Annotated in this window: 14 protein-coding genes; 9 read left to right on the forward strand and 5 right to left on the reverse strand. The window is 45.1% G+C overall.

Annotated elements, in window-relative coordinates; all coding sequences use genetic code 11:
• Positions 1-3 precede the first annotated feature (3 nt).
• The 5 genes from GVN16_RS19040 (at position 4) to GVN16_RS19060 (ending at position 5,692) form a co-directional block, all read left to right on the forward strand.
• On the forward strand, positions 4-720 hold the full coding sequence (locus GVN16_RS19040; protein WP_166565526.1) for an alpha/beta fold hydrolase: 717 nt from the start codon (positions 4-6) through the stop codon (positions 718-720).
• A 163-nt stretch (positions 721-883) separates the two neighbouring features.
• Positions 884-1,444, forward strand: coding sequence for an RNA polymerase sigma factor (locus GVN16_RS19045; protein ID WP_166565527.1), 561 nt, complete (start codon positions 884-886; stop codon positions 1,442-1,444).
• A gap of 7 nt (positions 1,445-1,451) precedes the next feature.
• The gene (locus GVN16_RS19050; RefSeq protein ID WP_166565528.1) at positions 1,452-2,294 is read left to right on the forward strand and encodes a HEAT repeat domain-containing protein; all 843 of its coding nucleotides are present in this window, start codon (positions 1,452-1,454) and stop codon (positions 2,292-2,294) included.
• Between the two features lie 15 nt (positions 2,295-2,309).
• Positions 2,310-4,712: an outer membrane beta-barrel family protein gene (locus tag GVN16_RS19055; protein WP_166565529.1), complete on the forward strand. Its 2,403-nt coding sequence runs from the start codon at positions 2,310-2,312 to the stop codon at positions 4,710-4,712.
• Between the two features lie 35 nt (positions 4,713-4,747).
• Positions 4,748-5,692 (forward strand): DUF4097 domain-containing protein, encoded by a 945-nt coding sequence (locus GVN16_RS19060; protein ID WP_166565530.1) that lies wholly within the window; start codon positions 4,748-4,750, stop codon positions 5,690-5,692.
• Between the two features lie 438 nt (positions 5,693-6,130).
• Here GVN16_RS19060 and GVN16_RS19065 read toward each other — a convergent pair whose 3' ends face one another.
• Entirely contained in the window at positions 6,131-7,345 is a 1,215-nt protein-coding gene (locus tag GVN16_RS19065) for an MFS transporter (RefSeq protein WP_166565531.1), read from the reverse strand.
• A 69-nt stretch (positions 7,346-7,414) separates the two neighbouring features.
• Positions 7,415-8,698 (reverse strand): hypothetical protein, encoded by a 1,284-nt coding sequence (locus tag GVN16_RS19070; protein ID WP_166565532.1) that lies wholly within the window; start codon positions 8,696-8,698, stop codon positions 7,415-7,417.
• Between the two features lie 148 nt (positions 8,699-8,846).
• On the opposite strand from GVN16_RS19070, the gene GVN16_RS19075 reads away from it, so the two are divergent.
• The 3 genes from GVN16_RS19075 to GVN16_RS19085 all read left to right on the forward strand — a co-directional run bounded on the left by GVN16_RS19075 (position 8,847) and on the right by GVN16_RS19085 (position 13,676).
• On the forward strand, positions 8,847-9,989 hold the full coding sequence (locus tag GVN16_RS19075) for a hypothetical protein (RefSeq protein WP_166565533.1): 1,143 nt from the start codon (positions 8,847-8,849) through the stop codon (positions 9,987-9,989).
• A 69-nt stretch (positions 9,990-10,058) separates the two neighbouring features.
• The gene (locus GVN16_RS19080) at positions 10,059-10,715 is read left to right on the forward strand and encodes a family 16 glycoside hydrolase (RefSeq protein ID WP_166565534.1); all 657 of its coding nucleotides are present in this window, start codon (positions 10,059-10,061) and stop codon (positions 10,713-10,715) included.
• 156 nt (positions 10,716-10,871) lie between these two features.
• A complete protein-coding gene (locus GVN16_RS19085) occupies positions 10,872-13,676 on the forward strand; it encodes a pitrilysin family protein (protein ID WP_166565535.1) in 2,805 nt (934 codons plus the stop codon).
• 161 nt (positions 13,677-13,837) lie between these two features.
• Here GVN16_RS19085 and GVN16_RS19090 read toward each other — a convergent pair whose 3' ends face one another.
• From GVN16_RS19090 to GVN16_RS19100, 3 genes are all read right to left on the reverse strand, one after another.
• Positions 13,838-15,982 carry a xanthine dehydrogenase family protein molybdopterin-binding subunit gene (locus GVN16_RS19090; RefSeq protein WP_166565536.1) on the reverse strand — a complete coding sequence of 715 codons (2,145 nt, stop codon included), beginning with the start codon at positions 15,980-15,982 and terminating at the stop codon, positions 13,838-13,840.
• An 18-nt stretch (positions 15,983-16,000) separates the two neighbouring features.
• The gene (locus tag GVN16_RS19095; RefSeq protein ID WP_166565537.1) at positions 16,001-16,462 is read right to left on the reverse strand and encodes a (2Fe-2S)-binding protein; all 462 of its coding nucleotides are present in this window, start codon (positions 16,460-16,462) and stop codon (positions 16,001-16,003) included.
• Positions 16,463-16,864: 402 nt separating this feature from the next.
• Complete coding sequence (locus tag GVN16_RS19100) at positions 16,865-17,095, reverse strand: hypothetical protein (protein WP_166565538.1); 231 nt, start codon at positions 17,093-17,095, stop codon at positions 16,865-16,867.
• A 402-nt stretch (positions 17,096-17,497) separates the two neighbouring features.
• On the opposite strand from GVN16_RS19100, the gene GVN16_RS19105 reads away from it, so the two are divergent.
• The gene (locus tag GVN16_RS19105; RefSeq protein WP_166565539.1) at positions 17,498-19,351 is read left to right on the forward strand and encodes a hypothetical protein; all 1,854 of its coding nucleotides are present in this window, start codon (positions 17,498-17,500) and stop codon (positions 19,349-19,351) included.
• The last annotated feature ends 44 nt before the right edge of the window (positions 19,352-19,395 follow it).

Raw genomic sequence — 19,395 nt, forward strand, 5'->3', positions numbered from 1 at the left:
ATTATGGACGTAGTTTTGTTGCACGGATTTGGAGAAGACGCCTCGGTTTGGGGTGAGTTTGTTAAAAAATTACCCACCGGACATCAATATTATTGTCCTGATTTCGCCTCTTTGAGCCATCTTAAAAGCATATCAGATTATGCAGACTGGCTGAAGGCATTTACAGACGAAAAAGGGCTCAAAAAAATAGTTCTGATCGGCCATTCGATGGGTGGGTACATCACGCTCGAATTCGCTGAAAAACATCCCGGATCCATCAAAGGATTGGGACTCTTCCATTCCACTGCCATGCCGGATTCTGACGAGAAAAAGAAAAACCGGGACAAAACCGCTGCTTTTATCGAAAAGAACGGAAGTATGGAGTTTATTTCGGGATTTTATCCGAATATGTTTTCTGAAACTTTCAAAAAAGACAACAAGGAATCTATAGACAAAAGAAAAGCCCTTTCTCAAAAAATCCCGGAAGAAGCCCTGATAGCCGCTACACTGGCCATGAAAACCCGGAAAGATCATCAGACTACACTTAAAAAACTTACAGTCCCCGTTTTACAGATCATTGGTGGCCAGGATACCTTTATACCCAAGGAGCAAGCCATAGAACAATCCCGTCTGCTTCAGAAACCTTACGTTCTTGTCCTCGATCAAGTAGCCCACGCGGGCATGTTTGAAGCTCCTGAGCTTTGCGGCTCGTTCATCAGTACGTTTCTTGAAAACTGCTGATTAAAATCTTCCCGTATTGTCCTGAAAAACCGCCGCTGTTTCAGCCGGCCGGATTCCCCATTACAAATCTTCTTTTCCCGCTTCATGCAACGCAGGCCGGGAATAATGTATCTATTACTTCAGACCTGCAAAAAAATTTAAAAATTCTGTAACCTTTTAACAGATGCTGAGTAATCAGATATATAAACCCAAACCCGACCATGATTTTATGACCGATGAGGCCTTAATGGAAGATGTTCTGAATGGTGATTTGGATAAAATTGCTGTTATTTATGAACGTTATAAAAAGCCGTTATTTAATTATTTTCTGAGGTTTGGGGTAGATAAAGACTCTTGCCGGGACCTGACCCAACAAGTATTTTACAGGATTATTCATTACAGAAGCTCCTATAAAAACAATCACGGATTCAGGTCATGGATATACAGAATCGCCAGGAATATTTTTCTGGATTTTTTGAAAGAATCAGGCATAAAAATGAATGACATTGATGATCATCACGAAATAGCTGAAGAAGCTCCCAATGATGAAGAACAACATATCCTGATCAGAAAAGCTTTACAAAGTATCCATAACGACTACCGGGAGGTGCTTATGATGAGTCGTTACGAAGAATTAAAATATGAAGAAATAGCCGTAGTCTTGAATATTTCTGTGGCGTTGGTAAAGGTGAGAGTCCACAGGGGACTCAAAGAATTGAAAAAAGAATACGAAAAACTAAGTTAAATCTGAAATGGAACAATTATTCTCTGATTATCTGGAAAACCCTTCTGATCCGAAAATCAGAAAGACGCTGGATGATAAACAGGATTTAAAAGAAGAATTCGAAGGTCTTAAAAATTTATATCAGAATATTTCCAAACCTGCAGAAACGGATACTGATGTTTTGATGGACGAAGCGGTGCTGAATATGATTGAACTTGAAAAACAATCCGTCATTTCAGATCACAACCTGAAGGCCCTGAACGAAGCTTTTTCGGGTAAAGAGAATCAACCGGAAGAAACGAATATTAAAAAGGACAGCACGGCTTTCAGCCTGTCGTGGCCTGAACCTAAAGTATTCAGGTACGCAGCGGGTATATTGCTTGTTGGAGGCATCTTCTGGCTGGGAAGAATGACCGCCAGCAACGGCATCAGTGACCTGAAGGAATTTACCGCTCTGAAAAGAGACGTCCAGGAAACCAAACAACTGGTGATGCTTGAAATGATGAACAGAGAGTCGGCCTCTGAAAGAATTCAGGCAGTAAATTACAGTTTTGACATCGACAATCCAGACAAAGAAGTACTTGAATCCTTAATTAACACACTTAACAGCGACTCCAACACCAATGTCCGGACTGCGGCGGCGGAGGCACTGTCACACTTTGGAAACAAGAAAGTTGCCCGGGATGCCCTCATTCAGGCTTTAGGCTCCCAGAAAGACCCGGCATTGCAGATCGTTATCATCGACATTCTGGCTAACCTGGGTGAGAAAAGGGCCGTAAAATCTATCAATAAGTTACTACAAAACTCTGACACAGAAGATTTTGTAAAAAGGAAGGCCAAAGAAAGCATGGATATTCTGAATACCATCTGATCTAAACAAACAATTATGAAAAAGCTATTACTATACATGGCATTGATATGCCTTGCAGGAAATCTGTATGCTCAAAAAAGCAAAATAACGGGATATGTGATTGATTCAGCCGGAACAAAAGCCGTAGAATTTGCCACTGTCGCCTTACTGAAAGAAGGAAAACCCATCGACGGGTCTACCTGTGACGAAACCGGGAAATTCACTTTCCACAAAGTAGCCGAGGGGCTTTACCAGCTGAAAATCAGTTTTATGGGTTACAACACAAGAACCGTTCAGAATGTACTGGTCTCGCCGGACAAAGATACCGACCTGGGAGCCATTAAGCTGGGACAGAACAGCATTGTCCTGGACGAGATAAAAGTAGTGGACCAGAAATCTCTTTTCGAAGACAAGCCCGACCGGCTCATTTACAACGCTGAAAAGGACATTTCTGTAAAAGGAGGAAACGCTGCTGACGTCTTAAGAAAAATCCCATCCATTTCTGTAGATATGGATGGAAACATTGAACTGAGAGGAAGCGGGAATATTAAAGTACTGATCAATAACAAACCATCCAATATCATGGCCAGAAGTGTGGCGGATGTACTCAAGCAAATACCTGCTGACATCATCAGCAAGGTGGAAGTAATTACCTCCCCTTCAGCCAAATATGATGCGGAAGGCACTGCCGGGGTCATCAATATCATCACCAAAAGCAACAACCTGGAAGGTATGAACGGGAGTGCCAGCGTGGCCGTCAGGCAGTGGGGTGACAACCTGAACGGGTCAATCAACTACAGGAAAAAGAAAGTAGGGATATCTACCCGCGGGGGATACAACCGCTGGCTCAACCAGGGCATGAACATTGTGACAAGGCAATCTGCTGTAGAAAACATCACCAGCAACCTGACACAAACATCTGATTTTAAAGGAGTAGGCCAGAATGGTTATGGTAATATTACCCTCGACTGGGACATTGATTCACTGAACAGAATCAGTGGGGGATTAAACTTATATGACGGTAAAAACGGAATGAACTTTGACTATCTCAATGATTTTTCGAGTTCATCGGGAGCCAAACAAATTTTCAGCCGTGATTTGTTCAGGGTCTATGACTGGCAGGGCAAAACCATTAACCTGGATTATACCAAAACATTCAGAAAACCGAAAAGAGAGTTTAACTTCCTGACGCTCTACTCTACCGAAGGAGAGGACGGAGACTATCATTTTGACCAGTTTGAAAAAACCGAACTTCCGACTTACCGTGAAAAAAGCCTTAACATCAGCGACAACCGGGAAGGAACGATCCAGATGGATTTCACCAATCCGATAGACAGCACCAGTACCATGGAATTCGGCTTGAAATCTATCCTGAGAAGTGTAAAAAGTGACTACACTGTCCAGAATTCACCGAATGGCTCGGATCCGTTCAAAGATGTGCCGGAGCTGGCTAATATCTTTAACTATTCGCAGCAGGTGGCCTCCGGGTATATGACTTATTCCTATTCCGGTAAGAAAAAATGGAGCATGAATGCAGGTTTCAGATATGAACACACTTTTATTCAGGCAGAATTTTTAGCAGGAAAAGTGGCGTTCACCAATAATTATGGCAACATCATCCCGAATATCAGTTTTTCAAAAACCCTCCCGAAGGACCAAAAGCTGAGAATCAGTTATTCGCAAAGAATTCAAAGGCCTATGTTGTGGTTTCTGAACCCTTATGTCAACCAGAGTGAGCCTAAATCAACTTTTTCGGGAAACCCGTACCTGAAACCTGAGCTTACCCATTCAGCTGAATTGAATTACAATGTTTATCTTAAACAAAACTCAATCACGGCGGCGTTCTTTATGCGACAAACCAACAACGCTTTTGAAAGGATCAGGGAGTTTGACGGGGAAGGAAATTCGCATACCACCTTCCAGAATATTGCGAAAAATTCTGCTTACGGGGTAAACCTGAGCGGCACCATCAAGTTTAAAAAGCACTTTTCGACCAATACCTCCTTTAATATGTTCTATAATGTATTGCAGAGTCCGGTGCTACAGGCGGCCAATCAAAGCTGGATGTACAGGGTCAATGTCAACGCCACCTACGATTTCGGGAAAGGTTATAAGGCTCAGCTGTTCGGGTTCTTTAACTCGCCGCGTGTGATGCTGCAGGGCAGAGCAACCGGTTACAGATACTATAACCTGGCCATCCAGAAGGAATTTACCAAACAAAAAATCAACGTCAGTGCAGGATATGAGAACTTCTTCAATAAATCACTGACACAGACAACCACTTTATCATCCCCTGATTTTGTGCAGGAAGTTCAGAGTATCTACTTTAACCGCGGATGGAGAATGAGTGTTTCTTATGAATTCGGGAAACTGAAAGCCCAGCAGAAAAAAGGTAAAAAGATTTCAAATGACGATAAAGCCAGCGGAGATGGCAATTAATAATTAATCAAGGATAATAAACCTAAAATACAAAAATGAAAAATCAAGTAAAAATGAAAAATGTAATGATCATAGTGCTGAGTTTGATCATCAGCTCAGCCATGGCTCAAACCAAACCATTCAGGGTACCTTTCAGCGGACAAGGCAAAAAAGTATTGATAAACATCCAGCAAACCACCGTTGAGATCGAGGGATATGACGGAGCCGACGTGATACTGGAGCAAACCGGTGAAAACCGTAAAGAATTACCGAAAGAAGCAGAAGGTCTCAGGTTATTTACAGACGGAGTAGTGGACAATACCGGATTGGGTGCCAATGTGGAAGTGGAGGGCAGTACCCTTAAAATAACCGTTCCGAAGAACAAATATGCCGGAGTGCTCATCATCAAGGTGCCTAAAAATCTGAACCTTAATGTGACAGAAACTCAGGGATGGGGAACAAACAAATTAACGATCAGCGACATTGCAGGTGAGATTGAGGTAGAGTCTTTTGCGACCAAACTTTTCCTGAATGACATCACCGGGCCATTGGTAGCCAATAATCAGAAAGGGAGAATCTTTGTAAGCTACACCAAAGTCAATCAAAGCTCACCTAGTTCGATCCACGCCAGGGATGCCATAGACATCACCCTGCCGGCAGATACGAAAGCCAATCTGAAAATAAAAAGCTATTACGGCGACCTGTTTACAGACCTTGATATTGTCGGAGTCAAAAAAGAAGTGAAGGAAAATACCTCGGCTTCTACTTCCGTTTCAGGGAAAGTAGCTGCTGTCGAGAAAACAGGAGTGGTAACGATCAACGGAGAAGGTCAGGTAAACAACAAGGTTAACATCAACAGGGATGAATACCCCGGACAAAAAGCTTATGCCTATGTCGGCAACAGAACCCCGGATAATTTTGAGGGTACCATTAACGGCGGAGGGGTGACCATAGACCTCAAGTCAAGCAACGGCAACATTTACGTGCGTAAAAAGAAATAGTGGAGAAATAGACGTTACAAATACAATAAGCCTGCTGATTTTCGGCAGGCTTATTTTTTTATCAATTGAAAAAAAAGTGGTTTGAAGATTTTGTGCGGTGTTTCGGTTTTCAAAATATTCATCCCAAATGAATTCAATAAACTCGCAGATTCACAACAACCACATCGTCACAGACAGATTCGCCGGGGCCAAACGGCGGCATAGATTCTGATGACCTCCACGTAATGCGGAATGGCAATTATTAGATAGAGCCAAAACGAATATGCGACCCCGCTGGGGTCGTGAATTTCAGGGGAAACATGTTTTTCTACAAATATTTGACCCCGCTGGGGTCACTCTCTGTAAACATTTGAATCCTTCAGATTCATTCGCAGAGGAAGAATGTAATTGGTCTTTTCGGGACCCTGAAAGGGTCAAATGTTTATAGAAATTATCAATTCACTCCAACCCTCCATTTCTCTGCCCGAGTAATCTGAAGCCAAAAGCACAGCAGATCAAAACAAAGGTAAGCGTAAGCCAAAGGGAGTTATACCCCCATCTTTCGGCCAGGTAAAAACCGCTGGTGGGTCCGATGACCTGGGCCACCGACCAGCTTAAAGTATGCCCGGCGGCATATTGCCCGCGGTTATATTCATTGCTTCTGCTGATCACAAAAGTATTGACAAATGGCAGGGCAAACATTTCACCTATGGTAATCAATGTCACCGATAAAACAGCAATAAGAATAGGTATAGATTTTGGCAGCAACAGCAAAGCATAGGAAGAAGCCATGAACAAGACTCCGATCATGATGAAGAAGACCGGCGATTTCCTGTTTTCGATTTTACTGATCAGCACCAGTTCAAAAATGGCGATAATGACCCCGTTCAGTCCGAGCAGCATACCGATCATCCACTCATTGATGTGCCATTCTTCTTTGTAAAACAAGGGCACCACCCTGAAATTAAGAAAAAAACAGGTGGTAAATACAGTGGCCAGAACGATGAATTTCATAAAAAGAGCATCTTCCCAGGGCTTTCTGACTTTGATGTTCAGGAGTTTTTCTTTGGTCCTCTTTCTGAAGGCTTTGGCGGAAGGCAAAAGCCACAATATACTTAAACCGGCAATAATGCTCACCGAACCGTCTACAATAAACAGGAGCTTGTAATTAATAGAAGCCATCACGCCACCCAGGCTACTCCCGACAGCCCAGCCGATGTTGATCATCAGCCTGTTCAGTGAATACGAACGTGTCTCTGTATTGGGAGCTGCATAAGCCGCAATGGCCGTAAAATTAGCCGGACGGAAAGCCTCTGCAAAAAAGCTGATGATAATAGTCAGTAAGCACAGCAACGCGAAATGAGTCACCATAGAAAAAAGCAGGAAAAACAGTCCGCTGATGATAGAGGAGAAAATCTGAACGGGCCTGAAACCGATCATGTCGGTGAGCTTCCCTCCTGCCGAGGCCCCGATGATTGATCCCACACCAAATAATGTAATGATAAGACCCGCATCAGAAGGCGGGCGGTGCAGAAACTGGGTGACATACAAACTCATAAAAGGCACAGCCATGTAACCGCTCCGGTTAATAAACATGACGATACTCAGTAACCAGGTCTCACGGCTGAGGCCAATGAAAGAACTTTTATAAGCGTTGAAAATCTGTCTGAACATCCTGCAAATATCCGCGAAATTCCATGGATTGCAAAAGAAGAACAGAGATATTAAAATTAAATCTGCCAGTTAAATGCCATCCCCGAAGTTATCCTCAAAATGCACTTTTTTGTTCGACAACTTAACGTAATCGACAGTACCCGTTCCATGAAAATTGAAAGATATCCCGATGATTTTAGCTTTGTCAATCTTGTCATTGACTTCATAGGCCACCTTGTCATTGACCATCAGAACGGCCTTCCCTCCTTTTGAGACGATTTTCAGTTTCACAAAATCATTGAAATCAACCCCGAAACCGGAAAGGTCTTTTTTCTTTCCATCCTGAAAATGCCCGGTAAAAACAAGATTAAGATCTGAAACACAACCTTTGGCACTGAAATTAGCCCAGATGACATTGCCCTGGCACTGAAGATAGACGGTGGTATACTGACAAACCGATGAACCTCCGCTGACGTCATTCTTAAAGGAAGTTTCGAACTCAAAATCATCGGAATAAATCTCTCCGTAATCCTGGATATTAGTAAAGAGTACCTCCGGAGGCTCGGGCTTCAAGCTGACATTTTCTTTCGCAATCTGCTCCTGACTGACGCTCATTTTCCCGTTGGTGATCACTTCTTCGTTTTTCAGATACACCGGCACCGGGCTTCGCCTGATGATCGGCATCCAGCCTGACGACTTTATCAACAGACCATGCTCTTTAACAATGGTATTGCCGACAATCAGCTTGGCATTGAAATAGCCCGGATAATAATAAATAGAAGTATGTTGTTTCTGATTCTTATGCACTCTTGATTGTAAACGATTATCCCACGATTGTTGTATGATCACAGAATCGTCCGGAGACTTGGCCGCATCCAGGTCAAATATCACCGAATTGGGGATTCCTTCACTGACTACTTTCTTGCTGCTGAAAGCATAATCTTTCGGATCAGGGTCTGCCGCCCGGCCCGAGATGATGTTGATCAGTACGACCGCCAGCAGAATGGCGGCTCCGGACCAGATCACATAACGTTTGAAATCGGATTTGTTTTTTTGCTCCGGTATCACAACTACCGGTTCTTCAACCTGTGTTTCCTGCTCCTGTTTAAACCTGAACTCCAGCCAGTTTTCATAATCCAGGTACTGGGCGAGGGTGTTAAGGGTATGTGTGTTGGGCAGGCTCTCGTATTTTACTTTGCCCCAAAGTCTCTTGAGTGTCTGGTGACTGAGAGAAACCCCGTTTTTTTCAAATATCTTCTCGCTCAGGTTTATAAAATCCTGATTGAGCCAGTCTTTGCTGTCACCCCAACCTAAGCGGGCGGCGATCATTATCCTGGCTTTTTCTATTAATTCTTCCTGCGTGATTTTGCTCATATTCCGTGCAAATTTAAGGATAAAGATAATAATAAACCTGCGATTTTACGCTTGTTCCAACTTGTACAACCCGTGAATTGTCATAATTCCTGATACTTTTCAACTTTGACCCCGGATCTGTAAGTTCACCTTATTAATTACATCAATTATGAAAAAGCAAATCATTTATTTATGCTGTATGCTCATCAGCGTCTCAGCCCTCGCACAAAAGAAAAGCAAAACATCCGCCTCGCCTCCGCCGGCTCCTGTAGCAGAAGTCATTCCGCTCAAAGCTGAGAACTGGGATTTCGCTCCAGGCAAGGTAGTGTTTACGGATCACAATTCGGTACCTTCCATGAAAATCACTGCTAATTCTGCCCGGGTAGTCCTTAAAAACAAGGATTTCAAAGACGGCACCATTGAATTTGACATGGACCCGCTTGATCCTGCTTTTTTTACTTTTTACTTCAGGAGAAAAGACGACAAAAACGCAGAGTGTTTTTATTTCAGAACGGCAAGGGCGGGTTTCCCGAAAGCCACAGACGCGATCCAGTACGCTCCGGTGATAGACGGCGTTAACCTCTGGGATATGCTGTACCATTATCAGGCCAATGCAGACTTTAAAACCGGTCAATGGAATCATGTCAAACTGGTGATTTCAGGCAAACAAATGAAGGCTTACGTCAACAACATGCAAAAGCCTGCCCTGGAAATTCCGCAATTGGAGACCGACGTCAGCGAAGGCGGGATCGCTTTTGAAGGCTTCGGAATACTGGCTAACCTGGTCATCAAACCGGGCCAGACCGAAGGACTTTCGCCCGCAGCAGGCATTGATCCGAGCCATCATGACCCGAGGTATCTCAGAAACTGGCAGGTAAGTAATGCCATGAATACCCTTCCGAAAGTTGATTTCAGCTATGAGCAGATACCGACTGCCGAGACGAAATGGGAAGACATAGAAGCTGAAAGAATGGGACTGATCAACCTCACCCGGAAATTCGGTAAAGGAGATGCCCGCAGGATCGCCTGGTTAAAAACCAACATCAATTCTTCCATCGCCCAAAATAAAAAGATTAACCTCGGGTTCAGTGATGAAGTATGGGTATTTGTCAATAAGAAGTTGGTCCACATTGATAAAAACCTCTATGGTACCCAACCCCACAAAGAACCGGACGGCCGCTGCTCGCTGGAGAACAGTTCCTTCGTGTTACCACTGAATGCCGGCGACAATGAGGTGCTGATCGCCATAGCCAACGACTTTTACGGATGGGGAATTGTGGCGAGGCTTGTTAATACTGAAGAGATCAGGTAAAGGAGAAAGGTGGAAAGGAGAAGGGAGAAAGAAATAGCGTCTATTTATCATCATTTAAACATTAACAATATGACAAAGAAGATCATCACCTGCGTACTGCTCATTTTTTCGCTGAGCTTTATGGCTGAAGGACAGACCATTACGCCCGACCTGAACGATCCTTCCAAATGGACGGTACTGAACCGGAAGGTGACCAACATTACAGATGGCGACAGAAAAGGCATTTATATGAATGAAAATGAAGAAGACGGAGGCATGATACTCAACAACTTTGAGTTTTCCGACGGAACCATCGAATTCGACATCAAAGGCCGGAATGTACTTCAAAAGAGTTTTGTAGGAATAGGCTTCCATCTTCAGGAAGATAAAACTTTTGACGGCATTTATTTCCGCCCTTTCAATTTTATGAATTCCGATACCGTCAGACGGTGGCGTGCAGTACAGTATGTGCACCATCCTGATTTCCCGTGGGATAAATTAAGGAAGGATTTTCCGGGTAAATATGAGAACAAAGTCAATCCTGTGCCGGACCCTGACGGGTGGTTTCATGCTAAAATCGTCATTAAAGGAAAGAACATCCAGGTATTTGTGAACGACTCTCCGAAACCCAGTCTGGTGGTGGAGAAACTGAGCAACACCCGTTCAGGCAAAATATTTTTATGGGCCGGCGTAGTATCTGACGTGTCATTTACCAACCTGAAAATCACCCCCTCAAAAATGAATTGAACCTCATCAGCCGCTGAACCGTGGCGTCTTCCACACAACACCAGTCTGAAAAAGCTTCCCGAAAAAGTATTTACACCTGATCTTCTATCACTAAATCCCGGAAAGCATGCATCTTTTGCATGCTTTTCTTTATCTTTATTACAAAAACATCATTTCATGAAAATTGCCCGTTTCCTGGCTGTGTTACTGCTTTCAGCCATTCTTATTCCAGCCTTTTCACAAAACCCCGGCCTGAAAATCGGCTATGAAACCTTTACCCTCAAGAATGGACTGAAGGTGATATTCCATGTAGACCGCTCCGACCCTGTCGTGGCAGTCAACCTGACCGCCCACGTGGGTTCTGCCAGGGAAAAAGCAGGCCGCACGGGCTTTGCCCACCTTTTTGAACACCTGCTTTTCCTGGAATCTGAGAACCTGGGCAAAGGAGGTCTTGATAAATTATCGGCCCGCATAGGTGGCTCCGGTGCCAATGGCTCCACCTCCCGCGACCGCACCAATTACCTGCAGACTGTGCCCAATGATGCCCTCGAAAAAATGCTGTGGGCTGAAGCCGACAAACTCGGCTGGTTTATCAATACCGTTACTGAAGAAGTACTGACTAAAGAAAAACAGGTCGTTAAAAACGAAAAAAGACAAAGCTATGACAACGCCCCCTACGGTCATACGCATTACGTAATAAGCAAGGCCCTCTTTCCAACCACACACCCGTACAACTGGGAAGTGATCGGTTCACTGGAAGACCTTGACAATGCTACCCTGGCTGATGTGAAGGAATTTTTCCGCAGGTGGTATGTCCCTAATAATGTGACGCTGGTAGTTGCCGGAGACTTTGATACGGTACAGGCTAAACAATGGGTGATTAAATATTTTGATGAAATTAAGAAAGGTGAGGAAATTCCTGCCTTACCGAAAGACCCGGGTTCACTGAAAGCCACGGTAAAACTTTATCATGAAGATAACTTTGCCAGACTGCCGGAACTGACTTATACCTGGCCGACAGTAGAAGAATTCCATCCTGATGCCTATCCGCTTTCTGTATTGGCCGAGTACCTTTCGACCGGGAAAAAGGCTCCGCTTTACAAGGTTTTGGTAGAGGATAAAAAACTGACGTCCGATGTAAGGATCAATACTTATGAATCTGAAGTAGCCGGTCAGCTGCTTTTATCTGTCAGGGCTTTTGCTGATAAAGACCTGGATGAGGTTTCAAAAGGGATAACAGAGGCTTTTGCCCTGTTTGAAAAGGAAGGTATTTCTGAAAAAGACCTGAACCGCATCAAAGCCGGACAGGAAAGACAATTCTATAATTCATTGTCCAGCGTATTAGGCAAAAGCTCTACCCTGGCCCACTACAGTATCTTTGCGGGTGATCCCGGCTATGTGGAAAAAGACATTAAAAACATCCTCGCCGTTACCCCTGCCGATGTGATCAGGGTATATGAAAAGTACCTCAAAGGCAAAAACTATGTGGCCACCAGTTTTGTACCGAAAGGCAAAGCAGACCTGGCCCTCGAGGGGTCTGCTAAAGCAGAAGTAGTGGAAGAAAAGATCGTCACCGGGGCTGAGAAAACTTTCGATTCCTCGATCGCCGCTACTTACGAGCGTACGCCTTCTACCTTCGACAGAAGTGTGGAACCTGCCTACGGTAAGTCTCCGGAAGTAAAAATACCGGCCATCTGGGAACAGAAACTTAAAAACGGCATCGGCATTTTCGGGATCAAAAACACCGAAGTGCCGCTGGTACAATTTAATCTTTCTATCAAAGGCGGGCAACTGCTGGAAGCTCCCGGCAAAACAGGTGTGGCGAATCTTGCAGCCAGGCTGATGATGCAGGGAACACAGACCAAAACCCCTCAGGAGCTTGAAGAAGCCATCCAGCAGCTGGGTGCACAAATCAGGGTTTCGGCAGACAAAGAAGCCATTAACATCAGTGTCAATACGCTGGCCAAAAACTATGAGGCTACGCTTAAACTGACAGAAGAAATCCTCCTGAAACCGCGTTGGGATGCGGAAGAATTCAAGCTGCAGAAACAGGCGGTGCTGAGCCAGATCCGTCAGCAGGAGGCAAACCCGAACAGCATTGCCCAGAATCATTTCAACGAGCTGGTTTACGGCAAAGGCCATGTCTATGCCAAAAATATCCTGGGAACGGAAGATGAAGTAAAAGGCCTCACCATCGAAGATCTGAAAGCATTCTATAACCAGGCTGTTTCACCTTCTGTGACCACGCTGAATGTCGTAGGATCGCTGGATAAAAGTGTAATCGTCAATTCATTAACAGGCCTTTCGTCAAAGTGGAAACCTAAACAGGTAAATATTCCTGTCCTGCAGGTTCCTGTAGCCCCCACCCAGGCAAAAGTATATTTCTATGACATCCCGGATGCCAAGCAGTCGGTATTGAGAATCGGTTACCCGGCACTGGCAGCGACTTCGAAAGATTATTATCCTGCCACAGTAGCTAATTATATCTTAGGTGGTGGCGGTTTTGCGTCACAACTGACTCAGCAACTGCGTGAAGGTAAAGGCTATACCTACGGCATCAGGTCCGGTTTCAGCGGATCGAAAGACCTGGGTGTTTTTGATATATCCAGTGGGGTGAGGTCGAACGTGACCCTTGAGTCGCTGCAGCTGATCAAAGACATTCTGCTCAATTATGGTAAAAATTACTTAGCAAAAGACCTTGAAACCACGCAGGGATTCCTGGTGAAAAGCCAGGCCAGGTCTTTTGAAACGGCCAATGCGAAACTCGGTATGCTGGAAAACATCAGCAAATACGGCTGGAAATATGATTACATCAAAGGCTGGGAAAGTATCGTGAAAAATATGACGCGTGAGGAAATACAAAGACTGGCAGCTCAATACCTGGATGCCAACAAAATGATCTGGCTGGTGGCCGGAGATGCCAAAACGCAGCTGCCGAGATTGAAAGATCTGGGATTTGGAGAGCCTGTTTTATTGAAATAAAGGAGAACGGAAAAAGGAGGAAGGAAAATGCAGGCTGGAGTAAGGAGTACGGAAAAAGGAAGATGGAAAACGGATTCCTTTCTCCTTAATACGAACAAAATCTATCATAAAAAATCCCGGCAGTGTCTTTGACATCTGCCGGGATTTTGTGTTTTAAGCTATTACAGCATCTGCTCCACTTCCTCACCTTCAAGTGAGAAGGGTTGCTTATAGAGTCTTTTACCTGTTGCCTTGAAGATCGCGTTGGCGAGGGCTCCTCCTGTCGGTGGCAAAGCCGGTTCTCCCAAACCTGTCGGGTCAATGCCGTTGTCGACAAATGACGCATCGATTTCAGGTACTTCATTGTACTTGATCAGCCGGTAAGCATTGTAATTGGTTTCCTGTGGCTTACCGTCCTTGAAAGTAAGGTTACCATACATCGCATGACCCAGTCCGTCCACAATGGCTCCGTAAATCTGGTTTCGGGCACCACTCTGGTTGATCACGATCCCGCAGTCTGTTACGGCATATACTTTTTTCAACACCGGTTTTCCTTTCTTCAACTCCATCTCGGCGATCTGTGCCACGTAGGAATTGTGAGAGAAGTAAACGCTGAATCCCTGCGAGAAGCCTTTTTTAGGTTTGCTCCAGCCTGATTTCTCCGTTACGGCTTTGATTACTTTCTCGAAACGGTCCGGTTCGTAAGTGATCTTGCCTACCGGCGATTGTTTCACTTTAGCCAGCAGGTCGAGTCTGAACTGAACGGGGTCTTTTCCAGCTGCAAAGGCCACTTCATCCATAAAAGCCTGCTCTGCATAGGCCAGGAAATTGGTGATCGGTGCCCTCCAAGGTCCTGTGGTGATGTCTGATTTATAGTCTAATGAATCTACCAGGACGTTCTCCACCGCACCGACAGGGAAGTTGTCCTGTCTGGTCGCGTTTCCGGCATTCATCCCGATACCCCTCAGCATAAAGCCGGTCATGTTACCGTCTTTGTCCAAAGCAGCTTTAAATCTGTATCTTACGGCAGGTCTGTATATTCCGCCTCCCATGTCATCCTCTCTGGTCCACATCACTTTGACAGGAGCTTTGATGATGCTTGACAGTTCGGCAGCCTCCAGGGCATAATCATTGTTAAGTCTGCGGCCGAAGCCCCCTCCCATTTTGGTGAGTTCCACCGTAATGTTGTCTACCGGGATGTTGAGCAATTTCGCTACCGCCCCCTGGGCTGACTGCGGCACCTGCGTAGGACCTACCAGTCTTGCCTTATCGCCTTTCACATCTGCGAAGAAGTTCATCGGCTCCATCGGGTTGTGAGGCAGGAAAGGACACTGGTATTCAGCCTGAACTACTTTATGGGCGTTTTTGAATGCAGCTTCCACATCCCCGTCTTTCCTCCTGACTTCAGCTTTGTCGCTGTTCATGAGGTCGGTGAATATCTTATTGTGCATTTCATCACTCTCCAGTTCTTTCTCATTGGTCCACTCCATTTTCACTACACCCCTGGCTTTCATGACCTGCCAGGTAGACTTGCCCACAATGGCCACTTTATTGCCGAAAGAAACGACATCGACAATGCCCGGAAGTTTTTTGGCTTCTGTGGCATCAAAAGATTTGAGTTTTTGTCCGAATCCCGGAGGTCTTTGTATCTGGGCATACAGCATGCCTTCGGTCTTATAGTCCAATCCGAAAACAGGTTTACCCAATAATACATCCTTATTGTCCACACTCTTGATGGTCTTACCGATGAGGCTGAACTCGGAGGTCTTTTTCAGTTTGACGTCTGCCGGAACGGGTAATTTTGCGGCAGCTTCTGCCAACTCACCAAAAGAAAGTTTCTGTCCGGTACTGCTGATGATAAAACCTTTCTGGGCTTTGCAGGTCGACGCACTGACGCCCCATTTCCGGGCAGCGGCTTCGGTCAGCAACTGCTTGGCGGTAGCCCCGGCTTTGCGTAACCTCTCCCACGAGTGTTTGATGGCCCCGCTGCCGCCGGTCAGTTGTCTTTCGTATTTTTTAGTATCCAGGTTGGCCTGTTTCACGATGACGTCTTTCCAGTCGACGTCCAGTTCTTCAGCCACTATGACGGCAAAGGCCGTTTTAATACCCTGCCCGATTTCGGGGTTAGGTGAAAATATCGTTACGCTGCCTTTCGGAGAGATGGACAAAAAGGCATTGAAGGCCAGTTCGTCGAGGGCAGGATTCTGTACAATTTCAGCGGCGAAGGTCTCAGAACCCATCCAGCTGAATCCGAGGATCAATCCGCCACCTGCTGCGAAAGTATTTTTCAGGAAGTTCCGTCTGCTGTTATCTGCTATGTTTTTCATGTTCATTCCTTTTAATAATTACTTAGCTTTTTTAGCGGCAAGTTTAACAGCATCGTGAATCCTGTGGTAGGTTCCGCATCTGCAGATGTTTCCGGACATGGCCTGCTCGATGTCATCGTCCGTAGGGTTGGCTTTTTGTTTGAGCAATGCAGCGGCAACCATCATCTGCCCGGCCTGGCAATAGCCACACTGGGGCACATCTATTTCATCCCAGGCTTTCTGCACCGGGTGGGAACCATCTTTGGAAAGCCCTTCGATGGTGGTGACTTCGGATGTTCCAACTGCCGAAACGGGCAGTACACAAGAGCGGGTCGGGGTGCCATTAAGGTGAACGGTACATGCTCCGCACTGGGCAATTCCGCATCCGTATTTGGTACCGCAAAGATCAAGGGAATCGCGAAGCACCCACAAGAGCGGGGTATCTTCTGCAACTTCAACGGAAGAAGATTTACCGTTGATTTTCAGTTTGTAATTTGGCATAACGAATAAGTTGAATAAGTAATAAAGCTAATGATTATTCCGGAAAATACCAAATTTGGGCGATGGAGGCCATCATTTCACCATGCATATGATACATATATCCCGGTAAACGCAGGTTTATACTTTCCACCCTCCACATCCTGCGGTAAAGGTGTCTCTTTGTCGCTAAATTCCGTGAGTTATCGAGATTATAGCCCGAAAATTACACGGGAAAGCCTGAATATGAACATAACAGGTCGTTCATCCGGCAAAGAGGCCGTCAAATATATGGATGAAACCCTGAATTTTATAGACGTTTATTGCCGCTCAGTTGTTTTACCTGCAGGTATTTAAAATGTAATAATCAGTTTTGAACGTTACGGAAGCAGAATGATAAACGACGGAGTCATCACTGAATATGCATTAGTTAAAACCTTTCGACTCCCCAGTCAAATGATGCTTTACGGTGAGCCTATTTAAAAAGTCGGGACAGGTATTGATCATGTCGTGCAAAAAATTGTGAAGGTAAGCGGTAGTTTTGTCACCCGGGTGGGTAGTTCCTCTTCTCGTGTTAGCAGGTTCTTCGCTCGTGTCGCCATATTCTTCACTCGGGTCACTATGTTCTTCACTCGGGTCGGTATATTCTTCACTCATGTTACTATGTTCTTTACTCAGGTCACTATATTCTTTACTCAGGTCACTATATTCTTCACTCAGGTCGCTAGGTTCTTTGCTCGTGTTACCAGTTTCTTCGCTCGTGTCGCTGTATTCTTCATTCGGGTTGGTAGACTCTTCAATCCGGGAGGCAGTTCTCTCGCTGCGGTAACCAATTTCATGCGATCACCCGGAAGTTTGATCAAAGAAGTGAAAAAATGCGTAAATGGGATAAAGGGTGGTGAAGTTTCTGGTGGGGGTTCTTATTTCGAAGGGAGAAGAAGGCCCGGTGAAGTAAAATGAATGGAGCAATACCTGTTAATATTTAGTTAAACACCCGGTATATCTAAAAAATAACACGACCTATACCGTAATTATTCCTAAAAAAAGCTAGATTTAGCCATGAAATTTGCACTCGTTTTACTGCTTTTTGTGACAGTCGGTGTCTACGCACAAAACACGCCTCCCAATGATCTTGAAAATTATCGTTCGGAGAAAGACAGTGTGATTTATTCCAGGCTGAAAACCCGGATGAATAAGAGTAAAATGGGTGGTAAACTCTACGGGTTTGTTTTCAGGGATGTATACAACAGTAACAGCAAAAAAGTAGAGCTCAACGGTCTGGAAACGAACCCTTTCCAGGTATATGAAGGCAAAATCATCACGTCTGTCAGGATACAGCAACTGGAAGTGCTCGGAGGAAGTGTTAACGATACCACGCGTAAGGGAAGCCGGATCGGCGAGTTTCTGAGCAAGACCCTGCACACCAATACCCAGGAAAAGGTGATCCGTAATTCATTCCTGCTTTTTAAGGAGGGTGACGCTGTCAATCCGCAGAGGCTTAAAGACAATGAAAGGCTTCTGAGGGCCAACCCGATCATTCATGACGCCCGTATCCTGGTGCTGGACAGCAATCCTGCGGACAACTTCGTGGACATTGTGGTGGTGGTGCAGGACGTGTGGTCGCTCAATATTGTGGCGGGATTCAGCAGTTTTAATGATTTTCAGCTGGGCATTGAAGAAAAAAACTCCAGGGGGATGGGCAATTCGTTCCTGAATAAAGTGACCTGGAAAAAAAACGATCCTTATAAATCTTTCGGATTCAGGAGCATTTACACGATCCCTTATATCGGCAACAGCTTTATTACAGGGCAAGTCAGCGTGATTTCAGAAAAAGACCTGACTGAATTTTCAGGAAGTTTATCCAGACCTTTCCTGACCGTCGAAACCAAAAACGCGGGGGCTTTTGAGGTCGGATATTTCAAAGAAAGAGAGTATAAAAAACTAAAAATCAACAACATTGAAAAGGACTATATATACCAGGTAGGTTATTTTTATTCTGATATCTGGTATGGGCGGGCATTCAAAACGAATTTCGGGAGTAAAAACCAGCGTCTGATCCTGGCTGCGAGACGGAGCAGTTATAATTTTATGACGAGACCGGATGTGAGTGCGGACAGCAATAAAATTTACTGGGACAGGAAAACCGTGCTGGGGAGCATCGGCTATTCCACCCGGAATTACCGGAGGGATATCCTGATTTACGGTTTCGGACGAACCGAGGACGTGCCGATAGGCGACCTGGTATCTGTGACTTACGGGCGTGAGCAGACCGAATTCGGCAGCCGTAATTATGGGGGCATACAGTTTGCGAAAGGCTTGTATCTGCCTAAATACAAAGGTTATGTTTACAGCCTGGTCAATTTCGGGACCTACTTCAACGGTAAAAAAGCCGACCAGGGTACGCTCAATATACAGCAGTCCTATTTCACTCCGCTCACCAAATTAGGCAAAGCACAAACCCGGCATTTTGTTGACCTCGGGTTTACTTATGGTATCAACAGGGACGACCTGGACTATCTCAACATCAGCGGCAAAGAGGGGATTCTTGGGGTAAACAGCTCGGGTCTGAGGGGTGACAAAAGACTTACACTCGGCATTGAGTCGGTTTTGTTTTCAAGAAGGAGCCTGGTGGGTTTCCGTATTGCGTATTTTACCTTTGCCAATTTTGGCCTGGTCAGCCTCAAAGGGCAGTCGCTCTTCTCCAGTAAACTCTACAACGGCTTCGGACTGGGGATGCGGATCAGGAATGAGAACCTGACGATCAACACGTTCCAGGTCAGGATCGGTTTCTACCCTAATATCCCGGACATCTCTTCACCATGGAGATTTGCTTTCGATGGTATCCGTCCGTACAGGCTAAGGGATTTTGATATTTCTGCTCCGACGATCATTCCTTTGGAACAACAGCAATAAAATAGTATTTTCAAGGCATCATTAATCAACCATTAATTATTAAC

Origin of the sequence: Emticicia sp. CRIBPO (genome assembly GCF_009905725.1) — a bacterium.
GTDB lineage: Bacteria > Bacteroidota > Bacteroidia > Cytophagales > Spirosomataceae > Leadbetterella.

What these genes read in the sequence shown, in the direction of transcription:
- GVN16_RS19055 (WP_166565529.1), top strand. Translation starts at nt 2,310, where the DNA reads ATGAAAAAGCTATTACTATACATGGCATTGATATGCCTTGCAGGAAAT.
- GVN16_RS19065 (WP_166565531.1), bottom strand. Translation starts at nt 7,345, where the DNA reads ATGTTCAGACAGATTTTCAACGCTTATAAAAGTTCTTTCATTGGCCTC.
- GVN16_RS19090 (WP_166565536.1), bottom strand. Translation starts at nt 15,982, where the DNA reads ATGAAAAACATAGCAGATAACAGCAGACGGAACTTCCTGAAAAATACT.
- GVN16_RS19085 (WP_166565535.1), top strand. Translation starts at nt 10,872, where the DNA reads ATGAAAATTGCCCGTTTCCTGGCTGTGTTACTGCTTTCAGCCATTCTT.
- GVN16_RS19045 (WP_166565527.1), top strand. Translation starts at nt 884, where the DNA reads ATGCTGAGTAATCAGATATATAAACCCAAACCCGACCATGATTTTATG.
- GVN16_RS19105 (WP_166565539.1), top strand. Translation starts at nt 17,498, where the DNA reads ATGAAATTTGCACTCGTTTTACTGCTTTTTGTGACAGTCGGTGTCTAC.
- GVN16_RS19100 (WP_166565538.1), bottom strand. Translation starts at nt 17,095, where the DNA reads ATGAGTGAAGAATATACCGACCCGAGTGAAGAACATAGTGACCCGAGT.
- GVN16_RS19060 (WP_166565530.1), top strand. Translation starts at nt 4,748, where the DNA reads ATGAAAAATCAAGTAAAAATGAAAAATGTAATGATCATAGTGCTGAGT.
- GVN16_RS19075 (WP_166565533.1), top strand. Translation starts at nt 8,847, where the DNA reads ATGAAAAAGCAAATCATTTATTTATGCTGTATGCTCATCAGCGTCTCA.
- GVN16_RS19080 (WP_166565534.1), top strand. Translation starts at nt 10,059, where the DNA reads ATGACAAAGAAGATCATCACCTGCGTACTGCTCATTTTTTCGCTGAGC.
- GVN16_RS19070 (WP_166565532.1), bottom strand. Translation starts at nt 8,698, where the DNA reads ATGAGCAAAATCACGCAGGAAGAATTAATAGAAAAAGCCAGGATAATG.
- GVN16_RS19040 (WP_166565526.1), top strand. Translation starts at nt 4, where the DNA reads ATGGACGTAGTTTTGTTGCACGGATTTGGAGAAGACGCCTCGGTTTGG.
- GVN16_RS19050 (WP_166565528.1), top strand. Translation starts at nt 1,452, where the DNA reads ATGGAACAATTATTCTCTGATTATCTGGAAAACCCTTCTGATCCGAAA.
- GVN16_RS19095 (WP_166565537.1), bottom strand. Translation starts at nt 16,462, where the DNA reads ATGCCAAATTACAAACTGAAAATCAACGGTAAATCTTCTTCCGTTGAA.